We start from the raw sequence: 19,248 nt of genomic DNA, 5'->3' as shown, positions 1-19,248 counted from the left end.
TGCTATGACTGAACTAACCTATGATGCCGAGCATGAGATTATTCTTGTAACGTCGAGTGAGCTTCCAAACGATGAAGACTTTGAGCTTTGGGCAACCCTTTTCTTACACGCGCCAGCTATAACAACTGCCGACTTTGATGCCGGTGCTGATCGTCACCAATTACGCTTTCACTTTACAGATCATAGTTTTAATCTAAACTTTGAACATTACAGTGAAAGTATTTGGATCAATGCTGAGGGCATAGAAGCCAGTGCTGCATTACCACAACTTCATCAGTATTTAGTAGCGCAATTACAATAATAAGCTAGACATTTTCCCACGCTTAGTATGTAGTAGTTGCACAGGAGATACTCAACTAAGGGTGTAAATGGGATTTAAGCAGTCGCACTTTGTTGCTAGGTTAATAACACTATTACCAATCTGCATAGCAGCCAATGTTCATGCAGAGCAGTTATTTACTGACGATAATAATTATTGTCAAAACCAACGTACGCTTAAATCACAAGATAATAACTTACGCCGCCAGCTCGATGCCGATAATCCACTACCCGATGCCGCTAATAACCGTAAAATAGTCTCTATTGAACTTGAACAGCTGAACGTATTTAACACTGAGCTTGAAGAAGAAAATAACTTTTTATTTCGCTTTGCCAATCGCGCTCACATGACTACAGAGCCAGAGGTAATACACAGTGTTTTATTGTTTGAAGAAGGTGATGTTTACAATCCACGTAAACTGCTAGAGTCAGAGCGATTACTGCGTAAACAAGGCTACTTGTATGACGCGCGTATCAACGCAAAGCTCGATTGTGATGGCAACGTACATGTAAAAGTAATTACGCGCGATCTGTGGACCTTATTACCTGAAATAAGCTTTAGCCGCAGTGGTGGTAAGAATGAGTCGAGCATTGGCTTTCGCGAATCTAACTTTTTAGGCTGGGGTAAGCGAGTGTCGTTTAGTCGCACCCGTGATGCTGACCGTACTGGTTACCTGTTTGTGTATGATGATCCGCATATATTCTCTAGCCGCTATCAAGGCCGCTTAGAATATTCAGATAACGATGACGGTAAACGTCATTACCTCGATGTAAGCTATCCTTTTTTCTCGATTGATACGCCCTACAGCTACGGTGTTACAAGTTACTCAGATCAGCGCCGAGAGTCACTTTACTATCGCGGCGATGTAGTTAGCGAATTTGAGCAAAAAACCTTATTAAACCGCGCTTACTTTGGTCATTCATCACAACTTGGTAATAGTTGGACCCAGCGCATTAAGCTTGGCATCGAAAACCGAGAAGAAACCTTTAGAGAAACGCCATTTACGCGCTTTCCTATCGCTGAAGATAGAACGCTGAGTTACCCTTATGTTAGTGGCCAATGGTTTGAAGATCACTACGTTAAGGTTAGAAACTTCGATAGCATCTACCGTACTGAAGATTTAAACCTTGGTTGGAATATCCACGCCTTACTCGGTTATTCGAGTGATGATTTTAGCGACGATGCCAGCCGTACTATTTATTCGTTATCTTTATCAAAAGCACATTACTATGGGGACAACCAGTTATGGCGCTTTAAAGCAGACCTTGATGGCTACTGGAATGAAGAAACCGATGACGTTGAAAACCTGTTTGCCAGCACGCAGCTACAGTATTATCTCAATACCACACTAAGACAAAGCTGGTACGCCAAAGTACGCTTACAATATGCTGAAAACCTCACTGCTGATAAACAACTCACTATTGGTGGTGAAAATGGCCTACGTGGTTACCCGCTTGACTACCAAGTAGGCGACCGCAGCTTTTTAGTGACTCTAGAAAAACGCTACTACTGGGAATATGACTTACTGCAATTGTTTAAAGTGGGTGGTGCCGCGTTTTATGATATTGGTAGAGCTTGGTATAACGACAAAGATAATGGTGCCAATGGTAACGTTCTACAAAATGTGGGTGTGGGCCTGCGTTTAGCGCCAAGCCGTGCCAATGCAGGTACGGTTATCCACCTAGATATTGCCGCACCAATTAACAAACAAGATGACGATATTGACTCAGTGCAATGGCTAGTAACGGTTAAAAATACCTTTTAAAGTAGTGGTATTGTTAAGCTAAAAAGCTAAAATCAAAACGTAAAATATTAACTTAGGAACCCTTTTGGACTTCGTCGAATTCTTTAACGAGCAATATCATTTAATCGTGACTGTTATCGCGGTTTTGCTCTATCCGCTACTGCGTAAAACCACCAAAAAGCTGCTGTTAAAAGCAATTAAAGGCAAGGCTGATCCGCATCGCGAATACCGTGCTGAGCTGTTGCTCAATATCATTCTTGCCATTGTTATGCTGTGCTTAGTGTTAGTTTTTTGGGGTATAGAGCTACGGGGCTTATTAGTACTTGGCTCATCAATTTTTGCCATGCTAGGTGTCGCGCTTTTTGCCGCCTGGTCTTTACTAAGTAACCTAACAGCTTTCTTGTTGATGTTTATTCAAAACGACTGCCGTGTTGGCTTTTGGGTAAGAGTAATTGACGGTGCAAACTTCTTAGAAGGCCGCATTATCGAAATGGGCTTAATGAATGTTGTACTCGAGCATATTGATGGTCACAAAGTGATTTACCCAAACAACATCTTTGTCACCCGCCCTGTAATGGTGTTAAAGAACCCGCCAACAGCGACTAAAGCGCCAACCATAAAACGTATTTTAGGCCCAAAAAAGTAACGGCTTAAAGTTAACGAGATGCTTGCTAAAAAGGTGTTCTTTTTCTGCTTCCATAGGCGATTAATATAAAACTAAATAAAATGACTAAAGGGTGAAATAACACGATATGAGCAACACTTAGCTCTGTAAAAAAGCCGTGCGTAAGTGAAATAGCAAGCGTGAATAAGCCTGTATAAAATAGCAATATTTTCATCTTTGATCCTTTAGTCATTCTTACGACAATTAAGTAAGTAAAAAACTATAAATCTTGCACTTGCTCTAAGGTCAAGTAATAGATGGGGACAAGCAGATACAAAAAAGCCAAACATATAGTTTGGCTTTTTGAATTACAGAATAGGGTATTAGTTATTTAAATCTGCGGTTTTTAACTCGTCTTCAATATCACTTATTTCATCAATAAAGTTTTCGAGCTGTTGTTCAACTAGGCTGTTTGCATGAGCAAAGTAAGCAAGATGAAATACGGCATCCCCCTCGTTTACCAGCGGCATAGTCTGCTGACCAATGACAATACCACTTCGCGGCGCGAGTAGTTCAAGTTCAGCATCACCAAGAGGGCTACTTATATAAGCGAGGACCTGCCCTTTCATTACTCGCTCACCCAGTGATACTTGTGCACGAACAATACCGTCAACTTCAGCACGTATCCAACTCGTCGAGCTTGCAATAATCGGCTCTGGTAGCTTTTTAGCACGTTTGCCGCGCACCATTTTTAAATGGCGCATCACATAGTCAACACCTTGCACACCTGCTGCAATGGCAATTGGGTCAAAGCGCAGCGCTTCGCCGGCTTCGTAGGTAATAACGGGTATTCCTAAATTGGCAGCTTCACTGCGTAATGAGCCATTGCGAAGTGACGCATCGATCACCGCAGGAGTACCAAACGCTTTTGCCATGGCTGCTGTTGCAGGGTCGCTCAAATTAGCGCGAATTTGCGGCAAGTTAGTTCGGTGAATTGCCCCTGTGTGTAAATCAATAATATGCGTACAATGCATCGCCACTTGAGTAAAAAACGCATTCGCCATGCGCCCAGCTAACGAGCCACGCGTTGAGCCCGGAAAACTGCGGTTCATGTCACGACGGTCTGGTAAGTAGCGTGACTTATGAATAAAACCAAACACATTCACAATCGGTACCGCAATAATAGTACCGCGCAATTGCTCAGGATCGATTTTAGCAAGCAACTGCCTAACAACCTCAACACCATTGAGCTCATCACCGTGAATTGCAGCACACACCATTAATACAGGTCCTTGCTGCACACCATTGACGACTTCAATTGGAATATTTAACGGCGAGTGGGTGTAAAGCTTGGCAGCTTCAATTGCAAATGTTTTACGTTCGCCAACACCCACCGTATCGCCTAAAATTGAAAACGGTGTATTTTTCTTAACCTTAGCCACGCACTTTTCCTTTTAATAGAGCGCTTATTTTCCTATGGGTAAAGGTTTAACCTTTACCACGAGTTGCAGTTTTCTTTGATGCCGCTGTTTTTTCAATAAACTCGACAATCATGCCTGCAATGTCTTTACCGGTTGCAACTTCAATACCTTCAAGACCAGGTGATGAGTTAACCTCCATCACCAATGGACCACGTGCAGAGCGAAGTAAATCAACACCCGCTACGTTTAAGCCCATCGCTTTAGCTGCAGCAACAGCTGTTTTTCTTTCTTCTGGAGTAATACGAACCAAAGTCGCACTACCACCACGGTGTAAGTTAGAGCGGAATTCACCTTCTTGCGCTTGACGCTTCATCGCGGCAATTACTTTATCGCCTAATACAAAGCAGCGAATATCAGCACCGCCCGCTTCTTTGATATACTCTTGCACCATGATGTTGGCTTTTAAGCCCATAAATGCTTCGATTACACTTTCTGCAGCTTTGCGTGTTTCAGCTAATACCACACCGATACCTTGGGTACCTTCAAGTAGCTTAATAACGACTGGCGTGCCACCCACCATGCTTAATAAGTCTTTTACATCATCTGGTTTACTTGCAAAGCCTGTCACTGGCATACCTACACCTTTACGCGAAAGTAGCTGTAGTGAACGTAACTTGTCGCGTGAGCGAGTGATCGCCACAGATTCATTGACAGGGTATACACCCATCATTTCAAACTGACGTAATACCGCACAGCCATAGAAAGTTACTGACGAACCAATACGCGGCACGATAGCGTCAAAATCCTTTAAATTTTCACCACGGTAATGGATTTCTGGCTGCTCTGAATTGATGTTCATATAACAACGAAGTGCATCAATCACTTTCACTTCGTGGCCACGCTGCTCTGCGGCTTCAATTAAGCGACGTGTTGAATACAAATTTTGGTTGCGAGATAAAATACCAAGTTTCATAAGTTAAAAACCTTAACTGATAAACTCATACACGTAGCAACGTGTGATAAGTCCTTTTCCTATAATAAATGAGATAAAGCCGGATCAACGACTATGCGATTTTCCATTGCTGTACGCCCTAACAACATTCTAAACTTCATTGTTGAACGGTTACTTAAAGTCACCCTTACAGGCCAGCTTTGGGTTCCTGCGACTAATTTTGTTTCAATAAAGTAGCGTAGCTCACGCTGACCGCTTGAACTGGTCACATACTTACGCTCAACTACTTTGGCACGACACTCTACCGTTGTTTCTACATCGTCTTGTAGAGGATGGGTAGTAAATTTCACCCATGCTTCGCCATTTTCTGAAAATTCCTCAATGTCAAAAGCATGAATACATGAAGTTCTCGCTCCGGTATCAACTTTTGCTTTGATTTTTTCTATTCCCAGTTCAGGCAGGCCAAGCCATTCTCGCCAGCCAACAATAATTTTTGCGCTCATTAATGTGCCCTCTATAAAAAAGTGTCTTATACGCTACAGAGCTAGAAACACCAACGAAATATATTTATCCACTCGATAAGTCGATTTCATTAATGTAGTCTTGACTATATTAATGTATTTACTCAACCATATAGCACTATTTGTAAAACGAGAGTTCAATATGATCAATGGGTTACTTCATGTCTTAATTTTAGACGAACAAGGCGGTGCACGTGCTATTGAAAATAGTACTGAGCTGCAAAATTGGCAACCCGAACACGGAAAACTTTGGGTGCACATGGACTACAGCCAAGCTGAAGCCGTTGACTGGCTTGAGCAAAGTAATTTATTAACTGATTACGAGCTTGAGTCCCTGATTGCCGATGAAACACGTCCGCGTTTAAGCAAAGTCACTAATGGTAATATGCTGTTTTTACGTGGGGTTAACTTAAACCCTGCGCAAAGCCCAGAAGACATGGTCTCGTTACGCTTATTTATTAACGAAAATATTGTGATCACAACCCGTAAGCGCCGTTTATTATCGGTGCAGGATGTTGTTGAATCGTTCGATGGCAGCAATGGTCCTTGCTCAATCTCTGAGTTAGTTTGCCAATTAGCGCAAAACTTAACATCGCGTATGCAAGCTGTTATCGACAGTTTAGATGACACACTCGATGGCTTTGAAGATGAAATTGATGAACCAAACAAAGGCTTTGATCATCAATCATTAGCACAAATACGCCGCCAAACAATCGCGTTAAAACGTTATTTAAGACCACAAAAAGAAGCGCTCATTACTTTGTTAAACAACAAATATAAGTGGTTAGATGAAGACGATAAAGCACGCTTAAACGAAACAACCAATATGTTGATCCGTTATTTAGAAGAGCTAGATAGCTCAATTGAACGCGCGCAAATTATTCAACAAGCAATTACTAGCCAAGTGTCTGAGCAACTAAACCAACGCATGTATGTGATGTCGGTAGTTGCAGCACTGTTTTTACCACTTGGCTTTTTAACTGGCTTACTAGGTGTAAACGTAGGCGGTATTCCAGGCACTGAAAGCCCTTACGCATTTAGCTTATTTATTATTTTCTTAGTGGTGCTAACCGTTGGGATTGGTATTTACTTTAAAAATAAGAAGTGGTTATAACGCAACAACCTTTTTAATTAAATCAAGGCGGGCGGCATGTTCGCCTTTTTTTGTTGCCAAAATCAGGTGCTCACCATCGGAGTTGAGTATTTTAAGGGTCTCTGCTTTTCCTTCTAACTGCTCACCAGATACTAAGGTAATACGTAATAAGGATTTATGCATGCACCATAATTCATATTTATCGTAGTCGCCACATGCGATAGGTTGATAAGTCATTGGCTTTTTGAGATTGCTGAAGGAATAAATCGAGCTTAGAAGATATTAAAGTGAAGAGCAAATGGCGCTCTCGGCAGGGATCGAACCTGCAACTTAGCCTCCGGAGGGCCACGTGATATCCATTTCACCACGAGAGCACATTTGTCGTCGTCAATACTGACTCGCGATATCAGCATGACAACCCGGCAATGATAATGGCATCTTGTGCTAAATGCTAGCATCGAGGCCTTTATATGCACATAAATTCAGCAATTTGCATTAAAACACTTCACTTTCGTGCAGAACCAAGGTATTAACGTATACTTAATAAAATTAATAACAAGGTGGCAGTATTGCCATGTAAGGGGAATTTGATCATGAGTTTAATGTCTACAGAGCAAGTCGCGGAGTTTTTAGGTGTAAAAGTCGAACGCGTAAAACGTCTTGCTCGCGAGCATTTACTGATCTCGAAATCACAAGATGACAAAGGTGAACCTTTGTTTGATCCAGAAGACGTAAAAAAATATAAAGAACTTGCCGAGCGAATTGGCGGTCTTTAATTTTTAGCTTTTTCTATGAAGTGGTTAAGCTGTGTTAGCAGGGGCGCCACTTTATCCATCGCACCACGTTGTTCGTACCAACAAATACATAAAAGCAAAAACAGCGCATGAAATGCCTCGAGCTTTTCAATTGATAAGTAAAACTCATGATGTTCGCACACTAACGCTTGGTAACGTTTAAGTAACACTAATTGCTGCTCGTCATTTAACGCAAAGCTCACCACCAGCGCAGCTAAGTCAAAATAAACATCGTTGCTTTTGGCATATTCAAAGTCGATTAAAAACATACCCGACTCATTCACAATGATATTTTCTTTTACTAAATCATTATGACAAAAACCCATGTCTTTAGGCGCTGAAGCAATATAAGCCAGTGACTGTTTAATTAGCTCAGCATGTTGCTGATAACGCGCTGTTTGCTGGTAGTAGTTAATTTCGTAGGCAATATCCATCGGCTCGGTTAGCACAGGGTAACGATGTAAATTAACTAAGTCGGGCAATAAGCTACTACAAAACTCACCGCTGGCAATGCTGCCTGCCACGTATTCGAAAATAGCCGTATCGGTTGCTTGTTCTAACCAAAGTGGGGATGGACAGCAGCTTTGCTTTGCAAAATGCGCTTGCGCCGCAAGGCCAATCGCCGGCCAGTGGTCGCGATAGTGCTTAACCAAAAAATCTTTGCTTGCTGTTTTAACTAGGTAGTTATCATTGCTTAGCCCCTCAACCAGCGGACTGATTGAGGTGATAACTAAACGTGAGTTGAAGCGCGTAAAAAGCGCGTGAATTTGTTGCTCAGTTTTCATCTATAGCTGTGCAAGCGGCTTAGCCTGATGCTGCTCGTATTCTTCATACCAGGTTTTAAAGCCCCATGCGGCCATAATGGTGTAAAACACGAAAAGTACTAAGGTTGGGTAATACCCTTTTTCAAAGTATAGGTACATAGATGCTGCATCAATTACAATCCAGTACAACCAGTTTTCCAGTACTTTCTTGGCAACAAGGTAGGTTGTCACCACCGCAAAACAGGTGGTAAAGCTGTCTAAATAAGCAAAATCAGCGTGGGTGTAATTGGTCATCACAAAACCAATGGCAACTGAAGCCAGTGAGGTGGCAAGCAAAATCACCGCATGACGCTTTAACGACCATGAAATAATGGGCAGATGATCTTTATTATTCACGCCCCTGCGCCAAACCACCCAACCATATACCGCCATATACATGTAGTAAAAATTAAGTAGCGACTCCATCAACAGTGCGCCATTCCAGTACATTACGGTATAAATAAAGGTGCTCACAAACGCGGCTGGCCAACACCATAAGCTTTCTTTGATCGCTAACAGTAAATACGCCATCGATAAGGCAACGGCAATATATTCCCAATGCGACATGGCAGTAAAGCCTGAGAAGGTTTCGCTCAAAAATTCCATAACACGCGCTACTTTAGGGTTTAGTCTTCGCTAGGCGACAAGTCACCATGTAAGAATTTACAGACGAAAATAGCTTTACCAAACTCTTCATAAGAACGTTTGATTTCAGTATTAAGTACAGACATCACTAAATCATAGTCGCCAAAAATCTGAGTAGATAAGGTGTTGGTGATCACTTTAAGCCCTTCATAACTGTTTACACGGTCAATAAAACCTTTGATAAACGGAATGTAGTCTTGATGTAGTGGGTACTTACTGATCTCTACTGAAAGTTTCATTATGATTTACCGAGTCTTTGAAAAGTATTGCATTGTAACCCGCTTATACTAACAAGTCATGGCTATGGTTATTTTTTAGTGTAAAATCAGCCCCGATAAACATTGAGGATTCATTATGGCACGCCGCATCACTTACAAATTTAAAAACCAGCCTCGCGAAATCAAGTTTGCAAAAGATAAATACCGCGATATGTATCATGCTATTGCTGCGGCTGAAGGCATTGATTTAACCAATTATTTAAAGATGGAACAGCAAGTCGAAATGACTTCAAAAGGCTCTGCAGCAGTACGTAACTTTCGTGACCAAGAGTTTGCACGAATGGGATTCAGTGACGTGTATTTTATTAAAGAGTAACAAAGTTACTCTTGATACTCGTAGCTTACACGTGGGGTGATATTACACAGTAACTCGTAAGGAATGGTTGTTGCGCATTGGGCAATCTCTTCAACGGGTAGCTCAGGCCCCCACATAATCACCTCATCACCAACTTTGATGTTGTCGCGGTTATCACCAATATCCACCGTGATCATATCCATCGCGACACTGCCAACAATACCATAGCGTTGTGATTTGATAACCACAGGTGTGCCCTGCTCGGCATGGCGTGGATAACCATCCCCATAGCCCATCGCAACCACCGCAAGCTTAGTCGGTTTATCGCTGTGCCAGCGTCCACCATAGCCAACACACTGATCGGCATCGACATCGCGTATAGCGATAACTCGCGTTGTTAAACGCATAACAGGCTCTAGTCCGTGCTGTTGCCCTACACCATTAAGCATTGGCGATACGCCATACAGCATCAAGCCAGGGCGCACCCACTCACCATGGCCTTTTGGCCAAGCAATAATGCCAGCAGAATTTGCAAGGCAATGCTGTTCACTTTTGCCATCTGCCAGTGAGTCAAATAAGGCAATTTGCTGAGCAGTCTTTTCATCATTGATGTCGTCGGCGCACGAAAAGTGCGTCATTAATTTAATGTCATCACGGGCATTTGGGCTTGCTTTTAACCGACTGTAGAAAGACTCAAATTGTGATGGCGCAATACCCAATCGATGCATACCCGTATTCACCTTTAACCAACACGCAATTGGTGCATCAAGGCTTGTATTTTCAAGCGTTGCGAGCTGATTTTCATCGTGAATAATGGTTTGAAAGTTATTGGCAAGCAAGATAGGTAAATCATCTTTATGAAAAAAACCTTCAAGTAATACAATCGGTTTTGTCAGCCCACCTGCTCGTAGCGCTAACGCTTCGTCTATTCGCGCAACCGCAAATGCATCCGCATCATTTAAGTATTGAGCAATTTTAACTAAGCCATGGCCATAAGCATTGGCTTTAAGCACCGCCATTACTTTGCAACCAGGCGCAAAGCGCTTCACTTGCGCTAAATTATGAGCAAGTGCTTGTAGGTTGATTTCGGCAATGGCTAAGCGCATTAGTATTCGTCGTCCATGGCTGGACCCGCGTAGTTATCAAAACGCGAGAATTGACCTTGGAAGGTTAAACGTACTTTACCGATTGGGCCGTTACGTTGTTTACCTATGATGATTTCGGCCACGCCTTTTTCTGTACTGTCTTCGTTATAGACTTCATCACGGTAAATAAACATGATTAAGTCGGCATCCTGCTCGATTGAGCCTGATTCACGTAAGTCGGAGTTGATTGGGCGTTTATCGGCACGTTGCTCTAGGGTACGGTTAAGCTGCGATAGTGCAATGACCGGACATTGCAGTTCTTTTGCCAGTGCTTTTAATGAACGAGAGATTTCAGCAATCTCTAAGGTACGGTTGTCCGACAAGCTTGGCACACGCATTAACTGCAAGTAGTCGACCATGATCATACTAATACCGCCATGGTCGCGGGCAATACGACGTGCACGTGAACGCACATCTGTTGGTGTTAGGCCCGATGCATCATCAACATACATCTTACCTTTTTCCATCAACAAGCCCATGGTTGACGACAGACGCGCCCAATCGTCATCATCTAGCTGACCGGTACGAACTTTAGTTTGGTTAATACGACCTAGCGATGCCAGCATCCTCATCATGATTTGCTCTGAAGGCATCTCTAGTGAGTAAATAAGTACAGGCTTATCTTGTGTCATGGCTGCGTGTTCGGCTAAGTTCATCGCAAAGGTTGTTTTACCCATCGATGGACGTGCTGCCACAATGATAAGGTCAGAAGGCTGCATACCCGCCGTCATTTTATCTAGGTCAGCATAGCCGGTACTTACACCCGTCACACCATCTTGTGGCGACTGATAAAGCTCTTCAATCTTATCAACAGTTTTTTCTAAGATACTGTGTAAGTTTTGTGGGCCTTCGGTGCTTTTACTACGCTGCTCAGCAATTTTGAATACTTTACTTTCAGCAAAATCGAGCAGGTCATGACTGGTACGCCCTTCTGGGCTAAAACCAGCTTCTGCAATTTCGTTCGCAACACCGATCATTTCACGAATAACAGCACGCTCTCGCACGATATTCGCGTAGGCATCAATGTTCGCCGCACTTGGCGTGTTCTTAGCAATTTCAGCTAGATAGGCGAAACCACCAACACTACTTAACTGATTGTTTTTCTCTAAGCTCTCAGAAATAGTGATCAAATCGATTGGATCACCGCCTTCAGCAAGACTAACCATAGCCTCAAAAATCAGCTTATGAGTTCGGGTATAAAAATCCTGCGCAACCACTAACTCAGCAACTCGGTCAAACGCTTGATTATCAAGCATTAAACCACCTAAAACAGATTGCTCAGCTTCTATTGAATGGGGAGGGACTTTTAACGTATCGACTTGCTTATCTGGTTTGGCCATAACATCACAAAACTAAAATTGAATGGCTCTATTCTATCTACTTGCTAAGGCTGTGCAAATAGTTAATACCAATCGACTTAAATATTTGGTCATTCTAGCGTGCTAAATAAAGCGCTAACTGCGTTAGAAATGTCTAAAGTAGAGTAACTACATGTCAAAATTTCTGCCTTGTTATCACTTCATTTATCTGTCGCTATTTAAGACCAACAACTTAACACGATTGGTATAAGCGGGAAGTCCTCCCGCTTTATTGTAATTGAGTGAAATATTGTAATTGAGTGAACTCTAATCGTTATTTCTGTTTACGAAGTTCAATACGTCCGCTAATCGTATCCATTTCTATATCAGCATCCCCACCGTTAATACTAAATTCTAAGTCGCTAGATGGGCCGTATTTCGCCTTCGTTGCTCTGTCATCACTAAGCTCATTAACGATTTTACCGTTAGCGTGAGCTTCAATTTCAAACTTTGCCGATACATCAGCTGGGAAGTAAAACTCTGCATCACCACTGACTGATTCAAAACGAATATTGGCATCTGCTAGTAACTTGTTGATGTGAACTTCTGCTTCACCATTTACGGTATTGATGCGCAGCTTTTTAATTGCATCAAATGCAAAGTCGATATCACCGTTTACGTTTTCAAGACGCACATCTTGTGCTTTGGTTTTTGACTTAATGTCGCCATTCACCGCGGTAAAGCGTAAAGCACCTTGCGAGTTTTTATCGTTAATTTCACCATTAACTGTTTCAAAGCGAATATCACCGTTTAAATCATGAGCATTCACATCACCATTAACCGTTTCAAAGCTCATGTTGCCGCGAATATCTTGCACTGTGATATCACCATTGACGGTATCAATCTCTGCGCCTGCTTCAAGCTCTTTAGCACTAACTGTGACATTCACCCCAGCAAATTCAAGCTCACTGCTTTTTGGCATGTAAATGGTTAAACGAGAGCCGTCACCGCTATTCCAGCCACCTAAATTTCGCGGCATTTTTACGATAAATTCAACACGGCTGCCTTCAACCTCTAAACGATAACCTTGGGCTTTATCGTCAAGCTCACCTTCGATTTTAAGTTGTGGTTTATCCCACCCTTCAATGCGTACATCACCACGTTGGTTTTCAATAAAAATGCGTTTATTGGCAGGTACATCAATTTGTTCATTAATGGTTTGTCCTGCCATTGCCATCAGTGGCAGTAATCCTAAAGTTAAGGCTAGTAATTTCATAATTGTCACTCCTAAATCGTTTGCCACTTCGGTGCATGCACCTTGTTAATTAAGTCCAGTTGTTGCTGATAAACCTGCGACAGCATTTGTAATAAAGCTGGGTTTTCAGGTTCATTCTCAAGTGCTTGCTTAATGGCACTTTCGGCTTCTTCTAACTCTTTTAGTTGTTGCTGCCAGTTATCGGTTAATGCAGGTTGATTTTGATACTGCACCAACAAACCTTGCTTTTGCTTGGTAAAATAATCGCTCATTGCCATCATGCTATTTGGCTCACCTTGGCCAACAAAAAGCTGTACGGTCAATAGTGCGGCAATACAACAAGCGGCAACTGCAGCGAGTTTATTCCAGCCATGGGTTGGCTTATCAGTTTGCTCTGATTGCCCTGTTGCAATTGCTCGCTCAACACCGGGCCAGAGATCTTTGTCTGGGCTAATATCTTGCTTATGGTTAAGCGAGTCATTTAAAAATTGTTCAAATTCTGGCTTACTCATTTTCATACCACTCTTTTAATAACTGCCTTGCACGGTGAAATTGCGATTTACTTGAACCGACCGCCATATCAAGCATGCTTGCTATCTCTTCATGGCGATAACCTTCAATTGCATGAAGTACAAACACCATACGTGCTCGCTCAGGTAGTCTCAGTACTAATTTGTCGAGGCCGTTAAAGCCGTCGCAATCTGCTGCGCTTTGCTCATCCATACCGCTTTGTTCAAAACTCACTACTTTTTGAAACCAACTTTTATGTTTGCGAATGTAGCTAATCGCAATATTGCTGGTAACACTATGTAACCAAGTCGAAAATTGTGAGCGTCCATCAAAGTTCGCGATTTTGTGCCACAACTGTACAAACACTTCTTGTGTTGCATCTTCGGCGTGCTCTTTGTCTGCAAGCAATCTTAAACAAAGGCTATAAACCCGCTTCACATGCAACTCATAAAGTGTTGCATAGGCAGCTTGATCACCGCTTTTTACGCGCTCTATCAAGGCATGCTCACTTTGCTGGGCAAACGCTTGTTCTGCATCTATCAACATCCTGGATGTTGTCCTTTATGATTATTGTTGTGAATTTAGTGTATTAGACGTAGGGAGGGATTCAAAAGGTTTAAATGAAATTAAATTTTTTTGTGTAAGCTACAAACAATTGAGCTTACACAATTTTATTTGGGGCTTTGCGTTATTCGGCAGGGGGTGCTTCGCTTTCTTCTTCAGTTGTTTCTGTGGTTTTGTAGCTCCAACCTAAAAATACGATGCGTGCCGAAGAAGCAGGCGAGCCACCATTTTGTACTTGTAATAAACCCGCATCATAGTGAGCACCACTGCCCCCTGATGCAGTAATTGTTGAGCCACGTACACTACCAAACAGCTCGCCACTGCCCGATAGCTTCACTGTTGTCAAAGGTGCATAAATAGCCGCATATAAATTCGCAGCACCACTAAATTGCACGCCATTTACACCATTAAATGATGAATAAAATGATAACGACGGATGGCCACTGGTGGTTAATCCTTCCTGCTCAGTAATGACTTTTGCGCCTGCACCAATATTTACTTTTCCGGTTAATAACACTGTTAAGCTACTGTCTTTTTTGATTGTTAAGCTGGTATCCCCTTCCATCGAAAAGTCGCCATCAATCAGTAAAATAACATCACCACCAGAAACTTCCATTTTGCCGTCACTGGTCATTTTGAGCCTATCAAGTGCAAAGATATACTCTTTACTGTTACTGCCATTAGCTTGGTTTTGCGCTTTAGAGTTAAACAAGAAAACATCGGCAAGGCTTGGCAAAATAACTTGGCTACCACCGCTACTAAAAAAGCCCTTTTCAGTATTAAGTTTAAATTGTTGCGTAGGACCAATCGAAACAGAACTATAACTGCTCACTTGGTCTGTGATGTCTGTCATTTTCTCTGGCAAAATTAACGGGTCGCAGCTGGTGTCTGGATTAGTTGGGTCATAATCAGGGGCTGTTGGGTCAGCAACAGTTATCGGCTCAACATGCGGGTTTACATTAAACTTGCTATCACTGTAGTGCACACCATCTTGTTGATTATTGTAGGTGTCTTTAAAATCGCCTGAGCCGCCATACATAATATCCAGAGCTTCGTCTTGGTTATTAGTGATGAATGTTGACCACTGCATTTTTGCATCACCATTCGCTCGCACAACCCCCGAAACAGTTCCGCCACGATGGGTATAATAACCTCGGGTATAAACATTACCGTCAACACGTAAACCACTGCCAGGAGAAATATAAACACCGGTATTTGAATGGATATTACCAATAATTGGTGATGAACCATTTAAGTAGATAACCCCGGTCGCTTTTACATCGCCCTTTATCGGTGAATGACCCGATAGCACCACATCTGAATCACCAGCAATCGTTGAAACATCACCATCATTCGACTTGGTTTCTTCGTAGGTGCCTTTGCTCGAATCATAGCTGTCGATACTACCACTACCCGACAAGTTAACCCCTTTACAGCCCACCATCGCATTAGTGAAAATAGAGCTGCCTTTCGCGCCTTGTACTGCAAAACGGGCGACTAAGTTACTTTGTGCGTCACCATCAAATCGTTGCCCTAAGCTTGCAATTTCAAGCTCACCGGCAGCATTTTGACTTAAACTGGCATTAAAAATGGCATCATCAGCGATAACACCAGAGCCCGATGCATTACTGGTTTTACTGATCAAATCTTCAACCGCCAATACACCTTCATCATTCAAGGTTTGTTGCAATAACTTAGCTTGTTCAAACACACCTTTTTCAGCCATTAAACGACTGTTTAATTTCTTTTGAAAGTTACCACTTAAGCGTTCTTGAACAACGTTTTCACGTAGCGAGCTAAGCACCACGATGCTGGCCATACTGGTTAAGATCAACACTGTAATTAAGGTGAAACCATTTTGCTTGTTATACACTGCCAGCTCCGTATGCTTTGACTAATATTGCATTAGTTAACGCAATATCAATGTTAATACCATTACCGAACTGAGCAGGTAAATCATTTGGCTTTACAGTAACGGTTACAAGCTCCCCGGCGATATCAAATGACAAAGCTTCGATTCCTGTCAGTAATCGCTCTGAGGCAGCACCATCGAGTGAACACATTAAGTTGCTACCATTTAAGCTATATACTTCAACCACCTGCGCAGTTGTTGCAGAGCCATCACAGGCAATGACACCACTTGGCTGAGTAATAGTAATCGTGCTTTTATCTGCACTGATGGTGGGTGTTAGTTGTGTTTGCTTTATGCTGCGGTTGAATACTTTACTGGTATAGCGAATCACTTCTTGAGCGTTTTCAAGCTCTTTACTCACTTCAATCGTGCTTTTTATCGCCGAGTAAGACAAGCTCACCCCAGCTAATAAAAAAGCGCCTGCTGCCAGTGCCACCATCAGTTCAACTAAGGTAAAACCCTGAGCGCCTTTATTCATGAGCATACCGCCGTTAAATCAGGGAAACTGGCATTTAGACTAATTTGATTTTCTGCATTGTCTGTCATGCGCTTATCGACCCAAGCCACATTAACTTGCATATCATCACTGTAAGTAGCTGGGATCGTCAGTTGATAATCACTCACTTGTGGCGCGAGCGAAGCTCTAAATGTCGCGTCTTGAAAAAGTGCGGTATTGGTTTTTTGAATTTCACAAATGCGCGGCCACAAACGCTCTATGGTGTTTTGTCCTTGAATAAGTGACACGGTGTAATTAAAGCTATTGGTTGCATATTGTAGCGATTTTAGCTGCGCTGCCGCCAAGCCTAATAATGCGATGCCAGCGATCACCACTGAAATCATCACTTCTAATAATGAAAAGCCTGCCTGCTTATTCATGCACATCCTCGCTGTGAATTTTCTACTAACCAGTTTTGGCCACTTTTAAGCACACACATCACGTAATCTGTGGTATTTGTGTGCTCATCTTTCACTATAATTTCAGCTTGTTTATCAACTTCGCCACTGGCACTAATGGCCAATGCGACTAAGTTGACGGTAACTCCGCTTTTTGTGACCGAAAATTCTTTTAAAACTGTGTCTACCCCGCCCTCGTTGAGGGTCACTTGCCAGCTATTATTACTGACAACTAGGTTAATAGGTTTGTCGCGTTTGACCGCTTCACTGCGTGCAAATTTATAGGCGCTATTTAATTGATTTGCAGTAGTTACCACGCGATCTTGCAAAATTTGTTGGCTAAAAGACGGAAAAGCAAGGGCTGCCATAATGCCAATAACACTCAGCACAACCATTAACTCAATTAAGGTAAACCCTGCAATTCGACGCAATTGTGTTACTCCCAGCAATCACTAAATGAAGCGCTATAACTTCCATCATGTTTAACGGTTAATTCACCACAGCGATCACTTGCTTGCGCCGAACCCGATTTAGGAGCTGCTTTTAAACTGTAGCCACGATTTTTAAAATCGCTTACAGCACCTGATACTTTATCTGTCGCTGTGTAGGTAAAGGTGTAATAGTCGGTATTTTGGGTTACGAATGCATTAGGATAGCCGCCATTTCGTGAATAAATACGTTCGAGACTGGCGCTGTATTGCAGTAACTCTTGTTGAATATCAGCACGGCGACTACGTTGCATGTGCTCAGTGTAAGCAGGCAATGCTACGCTATATAAAATCCCTAAAATAGCGATCACGATAAGAATTTCTACTAATGTAAAGCCTGTTTGTTTACCCATTCCATGTGGTACTAATGCACTTTTCAACCTCAACCCCTTAATACTTTTTAACCAGCACAATATAAATGACAGCGTTGTCAGTGTCAATTTTAACCAATTTACTTTTACTCATTCGATTATACTGATAAGAACAAGAAAATTAAGAAAAAAGAACGTATGTTTGTAAAATAGGTAAGATTATAGGATGGCATTTATATGTTTAAAATATAGAAACCAATACTATTGGATGATCAACGAAGAAGCAATAGCGGTACAAAATGCTACAATTTATAAATTTCAGGCACAAAAAAGCCGCACCTAAGTGCGGCTTTTTTTACTTAATATTGCTATTAAGCTTCAGCGATAACGATTACTTTGATAGTAGCCGATACGTCTGAGTGTACTGCGATTGCTACGTCAAATTCGCCAGTCTCACGGATAGTACCTAGAGGTAAACGAACTTCTGATTTAGCAACTTCAACGCCAACAGCTGAAATAGCTTCAGCGATGTCGCGAGTACCGATAGAACCGAATAACTTGCCTTCGTCACCAGCTTTAGAAACTAGTGTAACTTCAGCTAATGCTTCTAACTTGTCAGCGCGAGCTTGAGCAGCAGCTAGATCTTCAGCGATCTTAGCTTCTAAATCAGCACGACGTGCTTCGAAAGTTTCGATGTTAGCTTTAGTTGCAGGAACTGCCTTACCTTGTGGGAAAAGGAAGTTACGTGCGAAGCCAGATTTAACTACAACCTGGTCACCTAGGCCACCTAGGTTTGCGATCTTGTCTAGTAGAATAACTTGCATGTCTCTACACCTTTTAAAAACTGTTAATCCGCTGCTTACTTATGTAAGTCAGTGTATGGAAGAAGGGCTAAGTAGCGAGCACGCTTGATAGCAGTTGCTAGCTGACGCTGATATTTAGCGCTAGTACCTGTGATACGGCTAGGTACGATTTTGCCACTTTCTGTAACATAGTTTCTAAGAGTAGCTAGATCTTTATAATCGATTTGTTGTACGCCTTCCGCTTTGAAGCGGCAGAACTTACGACGTCTGAAATAACGTGCCATGAGTAAAATTCCTCAAAAAATTCTTTCTATATGTTGAGCATGCAAGACCAATTGGCTTAAGCCGTTTCGGCCTTCGTGACGGTTTAAAAACCCCGTCACTTGCACTTGTTGCCCAACGTGCAATTGTTGAGTTTGTTGTTGCATTGGCGTGCCGCTGGCAACAACTTGAAGCCTGACATAACTATTACGGTTAAGGTCTGCTTCAACTTGCATCGATTTATGTTCAAGAACAAAAATACAATGCGGTATACCAGCAGGGCTTTGACTATATTTAGGTGTTTTACAAACAACCCCAGATAGTGTCAGCTGATTCAT

General features: G+C 42.2%; 26 protein-coding genes and 1 tRNA gene. 6 read left to right on the top strand and 21 right to left on the bottom strand.

What is annotated here, in order from left to right:
- Positions 1–4: 4 nt before the first annotated feature.
- The 3 genes from AOG26_RS15945 (at position 5) to AOG26_RS15935 (ending at position 2,709) form a co-directional block, all read left to right on the top strand.
- Positions 5–301: a DUF3630 family protein gene (locus AOG26_RS15945; RefSeq protein WP_054563410.1), complete on the top strand. Its 297-nt coding sequence runs from the start codon at positions 5–7 to the stop codon at positions 299–301.
- A gap of 67 nt (positions 302–368) precedes the next feature.
- Positions 369–2,084, top strand: coding sequence for a BamA/TamA family outer membrane protein (locus tag AOG26_RS15940; protein ID WP_082401719.1), 1,716 nt, complete (start codon positions 369–371; stop codon positions 2,082–2,084).
- Positions 2,085–2,148: 64 nt separating this feature from the next.
- Entirely contained in the window at positions 2,149–2,709 is a 561-nt protein-coding gene (locus tag AOG26_RS15935; protein ID WP_152966982.1) for a mechanosensitive ion channel domain-containing protein, read from the top strand.
- A gap of 341 nt (positions 2,710–3,050) precedes the next feature.
- Here AOG26_RS15935 and AOG26_RS15930 read toward each other — a convergent pair whose 3' ends face one another.
- The 3 genes from AOG26_RS15930 to AOG26_RS15920 are packed head-to-tail and all read right to left on the bottom strand — an operon-like array spanning position 3,051 to position 5,543.
- The gene (locus AOG26_RS15930) at positions 3,051–4,109 is read right to left on the bottom strand and encodes a succinylglutamate desuccinylase/aspartoacylase family protein (protein ID WP_054563408.1); all 1,059 of its coding nucleotides are present in this window, start codon (positions 4,107–4,109) and stop codon (positions 3,051–3,053) included.
- Between the two features lie 46 nt (positions 4,110–4,155).
- A complete protein-coding gene (gene rimK, locus AOG26_RS15925) occupies positions 4,156–5,061 on the bottom strand; it encodes a 30S ribosomal protein S6--L-glutamate ligase (protein ID WP_054563407.1) in 906 nt (301 codons plus the stop codon).
- Positions 5,062–5,120: 59 nt separating this feature from the next.
- A complete protein-coding gene (locus AOG26_RS15920; protein ID WP_054554208.1) occupies positions 5,121–5,543 on the bottom strand; it encodes an ATP-dependent zinc protease family protein in 423 nt (140 codons plus the stop codon).
- A 160-nt stretch (positions 5,544–5,703) separates the two neighbouring features.
- Here AOG26_RS15920 and zntB point away from each other — a divergent pair, with 160 nt between their 5' ends.
- Positions 5,704–6,675 (top strand): zinc transporter ZntB, encoded by a 972-nt coding sequence (zntB, locus tag AOG26_RS15915; RefSeq protein WP_054563406.1) that lies wholly within the window; start codon positions 5,704–5,706, stop codon positions 6,673–6,675.
- Here the strand turns inward: zntB and AOG26_RS15910 are convergent.
- Entirely contained in the window at positions 6,670–6,891 is a 222-nt protein-coding gene (locus tag AOG26_RS15910) for a Rho-binding antiterminator (RefSeq protein WP_054563405.1), read from the bottom strand. The two genes, zntB and AOG26_RS15910, sit on opposite strands and share 6 nt — an antisense overlap.
- A 62-nt stretch (positions 6,892–6,953) precedes the next feature.
- Positions 6,954–7,028: transfer RNA gene (locus AOG26_RS15905), tRNA-Arg, on the bottom strand.
- Positions 7,029–7,247: 219 nt separating this feature from the next.
- Between AOG26_RS15905 and AOG26_RS15900 the strand changes: the two genes are divergently transcribed.
- The gene (locus AOG26_RS15900) at positions 7,248–7,430 is read left to right on the top strand and encodes a helix-turn-helix domain-containing protein (protein ID WP_054563404.1); all 183 of its coding nucleotides are present in this window, start codon (positions 7,248–7,250) and stop codon (positions 7,428–7,430) included.
- On the opposite strand, the gene AOG26_RS15895 is transcribed toward AOG26_RS15900, so the two are convergent.
- From AOG26_RS15895 to AOG26_RS15885, 3 genes are read right to left on the bottom strand one after another with little or no spacing between them, the layout of a single operon-like run.
- On the bottom strand, positions 7,427–8,233 hold the full coding sequence (locus AOG26_RS15895) for a phosphotransferase family protein (protein WP_054563403.1): 807 nt from the start codon (positions 8,231–8,233) through the stop codon (positions 7,427–7,429). The genes AOG26_RS15900 and AOG26_RS15895 overlap by 4 nt on opposite strands.
- Positions 8,234–8,857 carry a nicotinamide riboside transporter PnuC gene (gene pnuC, locus AOG26_RS15890; protein WP_054563402.1) on the bottom strand — a complete coding sequence of 208 codons (624 nt, stop codon included), beginning with the start codon at positions 8,855–8,857 and terminating at the stop codon, positions 8,234–8,236.
- A 20-nt stretch (positions 8,858–8,877) separates the two neighbouring features.
- Positions 8,878–9,135, bottom strand: a complete 258-nt coding sequence (locus tag AOG26_RS15885) for a YkoF family thiamine/hydroxymethylpyrimidine-binding protein (protein ID WP_054563401.1) — start codon at positions 9,133–9,135, stop codon at positions 8,878–8,880.
- Positions 9,136–9,250: 115 nt separating this feature from the next.
- On the opposite strand from AOG26_RS15885, the gene AOG26_RS15880 reads away from it, so the two are divergent.
- Positions 9,251–9,490 (top strand): DUF2960 domain-containing protein, encoded by a 240-nt coding sequence (locus AOG26_RS15880; RefSeq protein WP_054563400.1) that lies wholly within the window; start codon positions 9,251–9,253, stop codon positions 9,488–9,490.
- Positions 9,491–9,495: 5 nt separating this feature from the next.
- Here AOG26_RS15880 and alr read toward each other — a convergent pair whose 3' ends face one another.
- The 13 genes from alr to priB form a co-directional block, all read right to left on the bottom strand.
- Complete coding sequence (gene alr, locus AOG26_RS15875) at positions 9,496–10,575, bottom strand: alanine racemase (RefSeq protein WP_054563399.1); 1,080 nt, start codon at positions 10,573–10,575, stop codon at positions 9,496–9,498.
- Complete coding sequence (dnaB, locus tag AOG26_RS15870) at positions 10,575–11,954, bottom strand: replicative DNA helicase (RefSeq protein ID WP_054563398.1); 1,380 nt, start codon at positions 11,952–11,954, stop codon at positions 10,575–10,577. The genes alr and dnaB overlap by 1 nt, the downstream gene beginning before the upstream one ends.
- Positions 11,955–12,246: 292 nt before the next feature.
- A complete protein-coding gene (locus AOG26_RS15865; protein ID WP_054563397.1) occupies positions 12,247–13,188 on the bottom strand; it encodes a DUF4097 family beta strand repeat-containing protein in 942 nt (313 codons plus the stop codon).
- A gap of 11 nt (positions 13,189–13,199) precedes the next feature.
- Positions 13,200–13,685: a hypothetical protein gene (locus tag AOG26_RS15860; RefSeq protein ID WP_082401718.1), complete on the bottom strand. Its 486-nt coding sequence runs from the start codon at positions 13,683–13,685 to the stop codon at positions 13,200–13,202.
- Positions 13,672–14,223 carry an RNA polymerase sigma factor gene (locus tag AOG26_RS15855; RefSeq protein WP_054554197.1) on the bottom strand — a complete coding sequence of 184 codons (552 nt, stop codon included), beginning with the start codon at positions 14,221–14,223 and terminating at the stop codon, positions 13,672–13,674. Before AOG26_RS15855 ends, AOG26_RS15860 begins: the two co-directional genes overlap by 14 nt.
- Before the next feature lie 142 nt (positions 14,224–14,365).
- Positions 14,366–16,114, bottom strand: coding sequence for a DUF7305 domain-containing protein (locus tag AOG26_RS15850; RefSeq protein ID WP_235575510.1), 1,749 nt, complete (start codon positions 16,112–16,114; stop codon positions 14,366–14,368).
- Entirely contained in the window at positions 16,107–16,631 is a 525-nt protein-coding gene (locus AOG26_RS15845; protein WP_235575509.1) for a prepilin-type N-terminal cleavage/methylation domain-containing protein, read from the bottom strand. Before AOG26_RS15845 ends, AOG26_RS15850 begins: the two co-directional genes overlap by 8 nt.
- Positions 16,628–17,029 carry a type IV pilus modification PilV family protein gene (locus tag AOG26_RS15840; RefSeq protein WP_054563395.1) on the bottom strand — a complete coding sequence of 134 codons (402 nt, stop codon included), beginning with the start codon at positions 17,027–17,029 and terminating at the stop codon, positions 16,628–16,630. Before AOG26_RS15840 ends, AOG26_RS15845 begins: the two co-directional genes overlap by 4 nt.
- Positions 17,026–17,478 (bottom strand): GspH/FimT family pseudopilin, encoded by a 453-nt coding sequence (locus AOG26_RS15835; protein ID WP_054563394.1) that lies wholly within the window; start codon positions 17,476–17,478, stop codon positions 17,026–17,028. Before AOG26_RS15835 ends, AOG26_RS15840 begins: the two co-directional genes overlap by 4 nt.
- A 5-nt stretch (positions 17,479–17,483) precedes the next feature.
- Positions 17,484–17,915, bottom strand: a complete 432-nt coding sequence (locus tag AOG26_RS15830; protein WP_327077777.1) for a type IV pilin protein — start codon at positions 17,913–17,915, stop codon at positions 17,484–17,486.
- A gap of 302 nt (positions 17,916–18,217) precedes the next feature.
- Positions 18,218–18,670: a 50S ribosomal protein L9 gene (gene rplI, locus AOG26_RS15825; RefSeq protein ID WP_054554192.1), complete on the bottom strand. Its 453-nt coding sequence runs from the start codon at positions 18,668–18,670 to the stop codon at positions 18,218–18,220.
- Between the two features lie 35 nt (positions 18,671–18,705).
- The gene (gene rpsR, locus AOG26_RS15820) at positions 18,706–18,933 is read right to left on the bottom strand and encodes a 30S ribosomal protein S18 (RefSeq protein WP_002962753.1); all 228 of its coding nucleotides are present in this window, start codon (positions 18,931–18,933) and stop codon (positions 18,706–18,708) included.
- Between the two features lie 12 nt (positions 18,934–18,945).
- Positions 18,946–19,248, bottom strand: a complete 303-nt coding sequence (priB, locus tag AOG26_RS15815; protein ID WP_036973732.1) for a primosomal replication protein N — start codon at positions 19,246–19,248, stop codon at positions 18,946–18,948.

Origin of the sequence: Pseudoalteromonas sp. UCD-33C (assembly GCF_001306895.1) — a bacterium.
Taxonomy (GTDB): Bacteria; Pseudomonadota; Gammaproteobacteria; order Enterobacterales; family Alteromonadaceae; genus Pseudoalteromonas.
The sequence above is the reverse complement of the archived record's forward strand: the minus strand, read 5'-3'. Positions and strand labels throughout refer to the sequence as shown.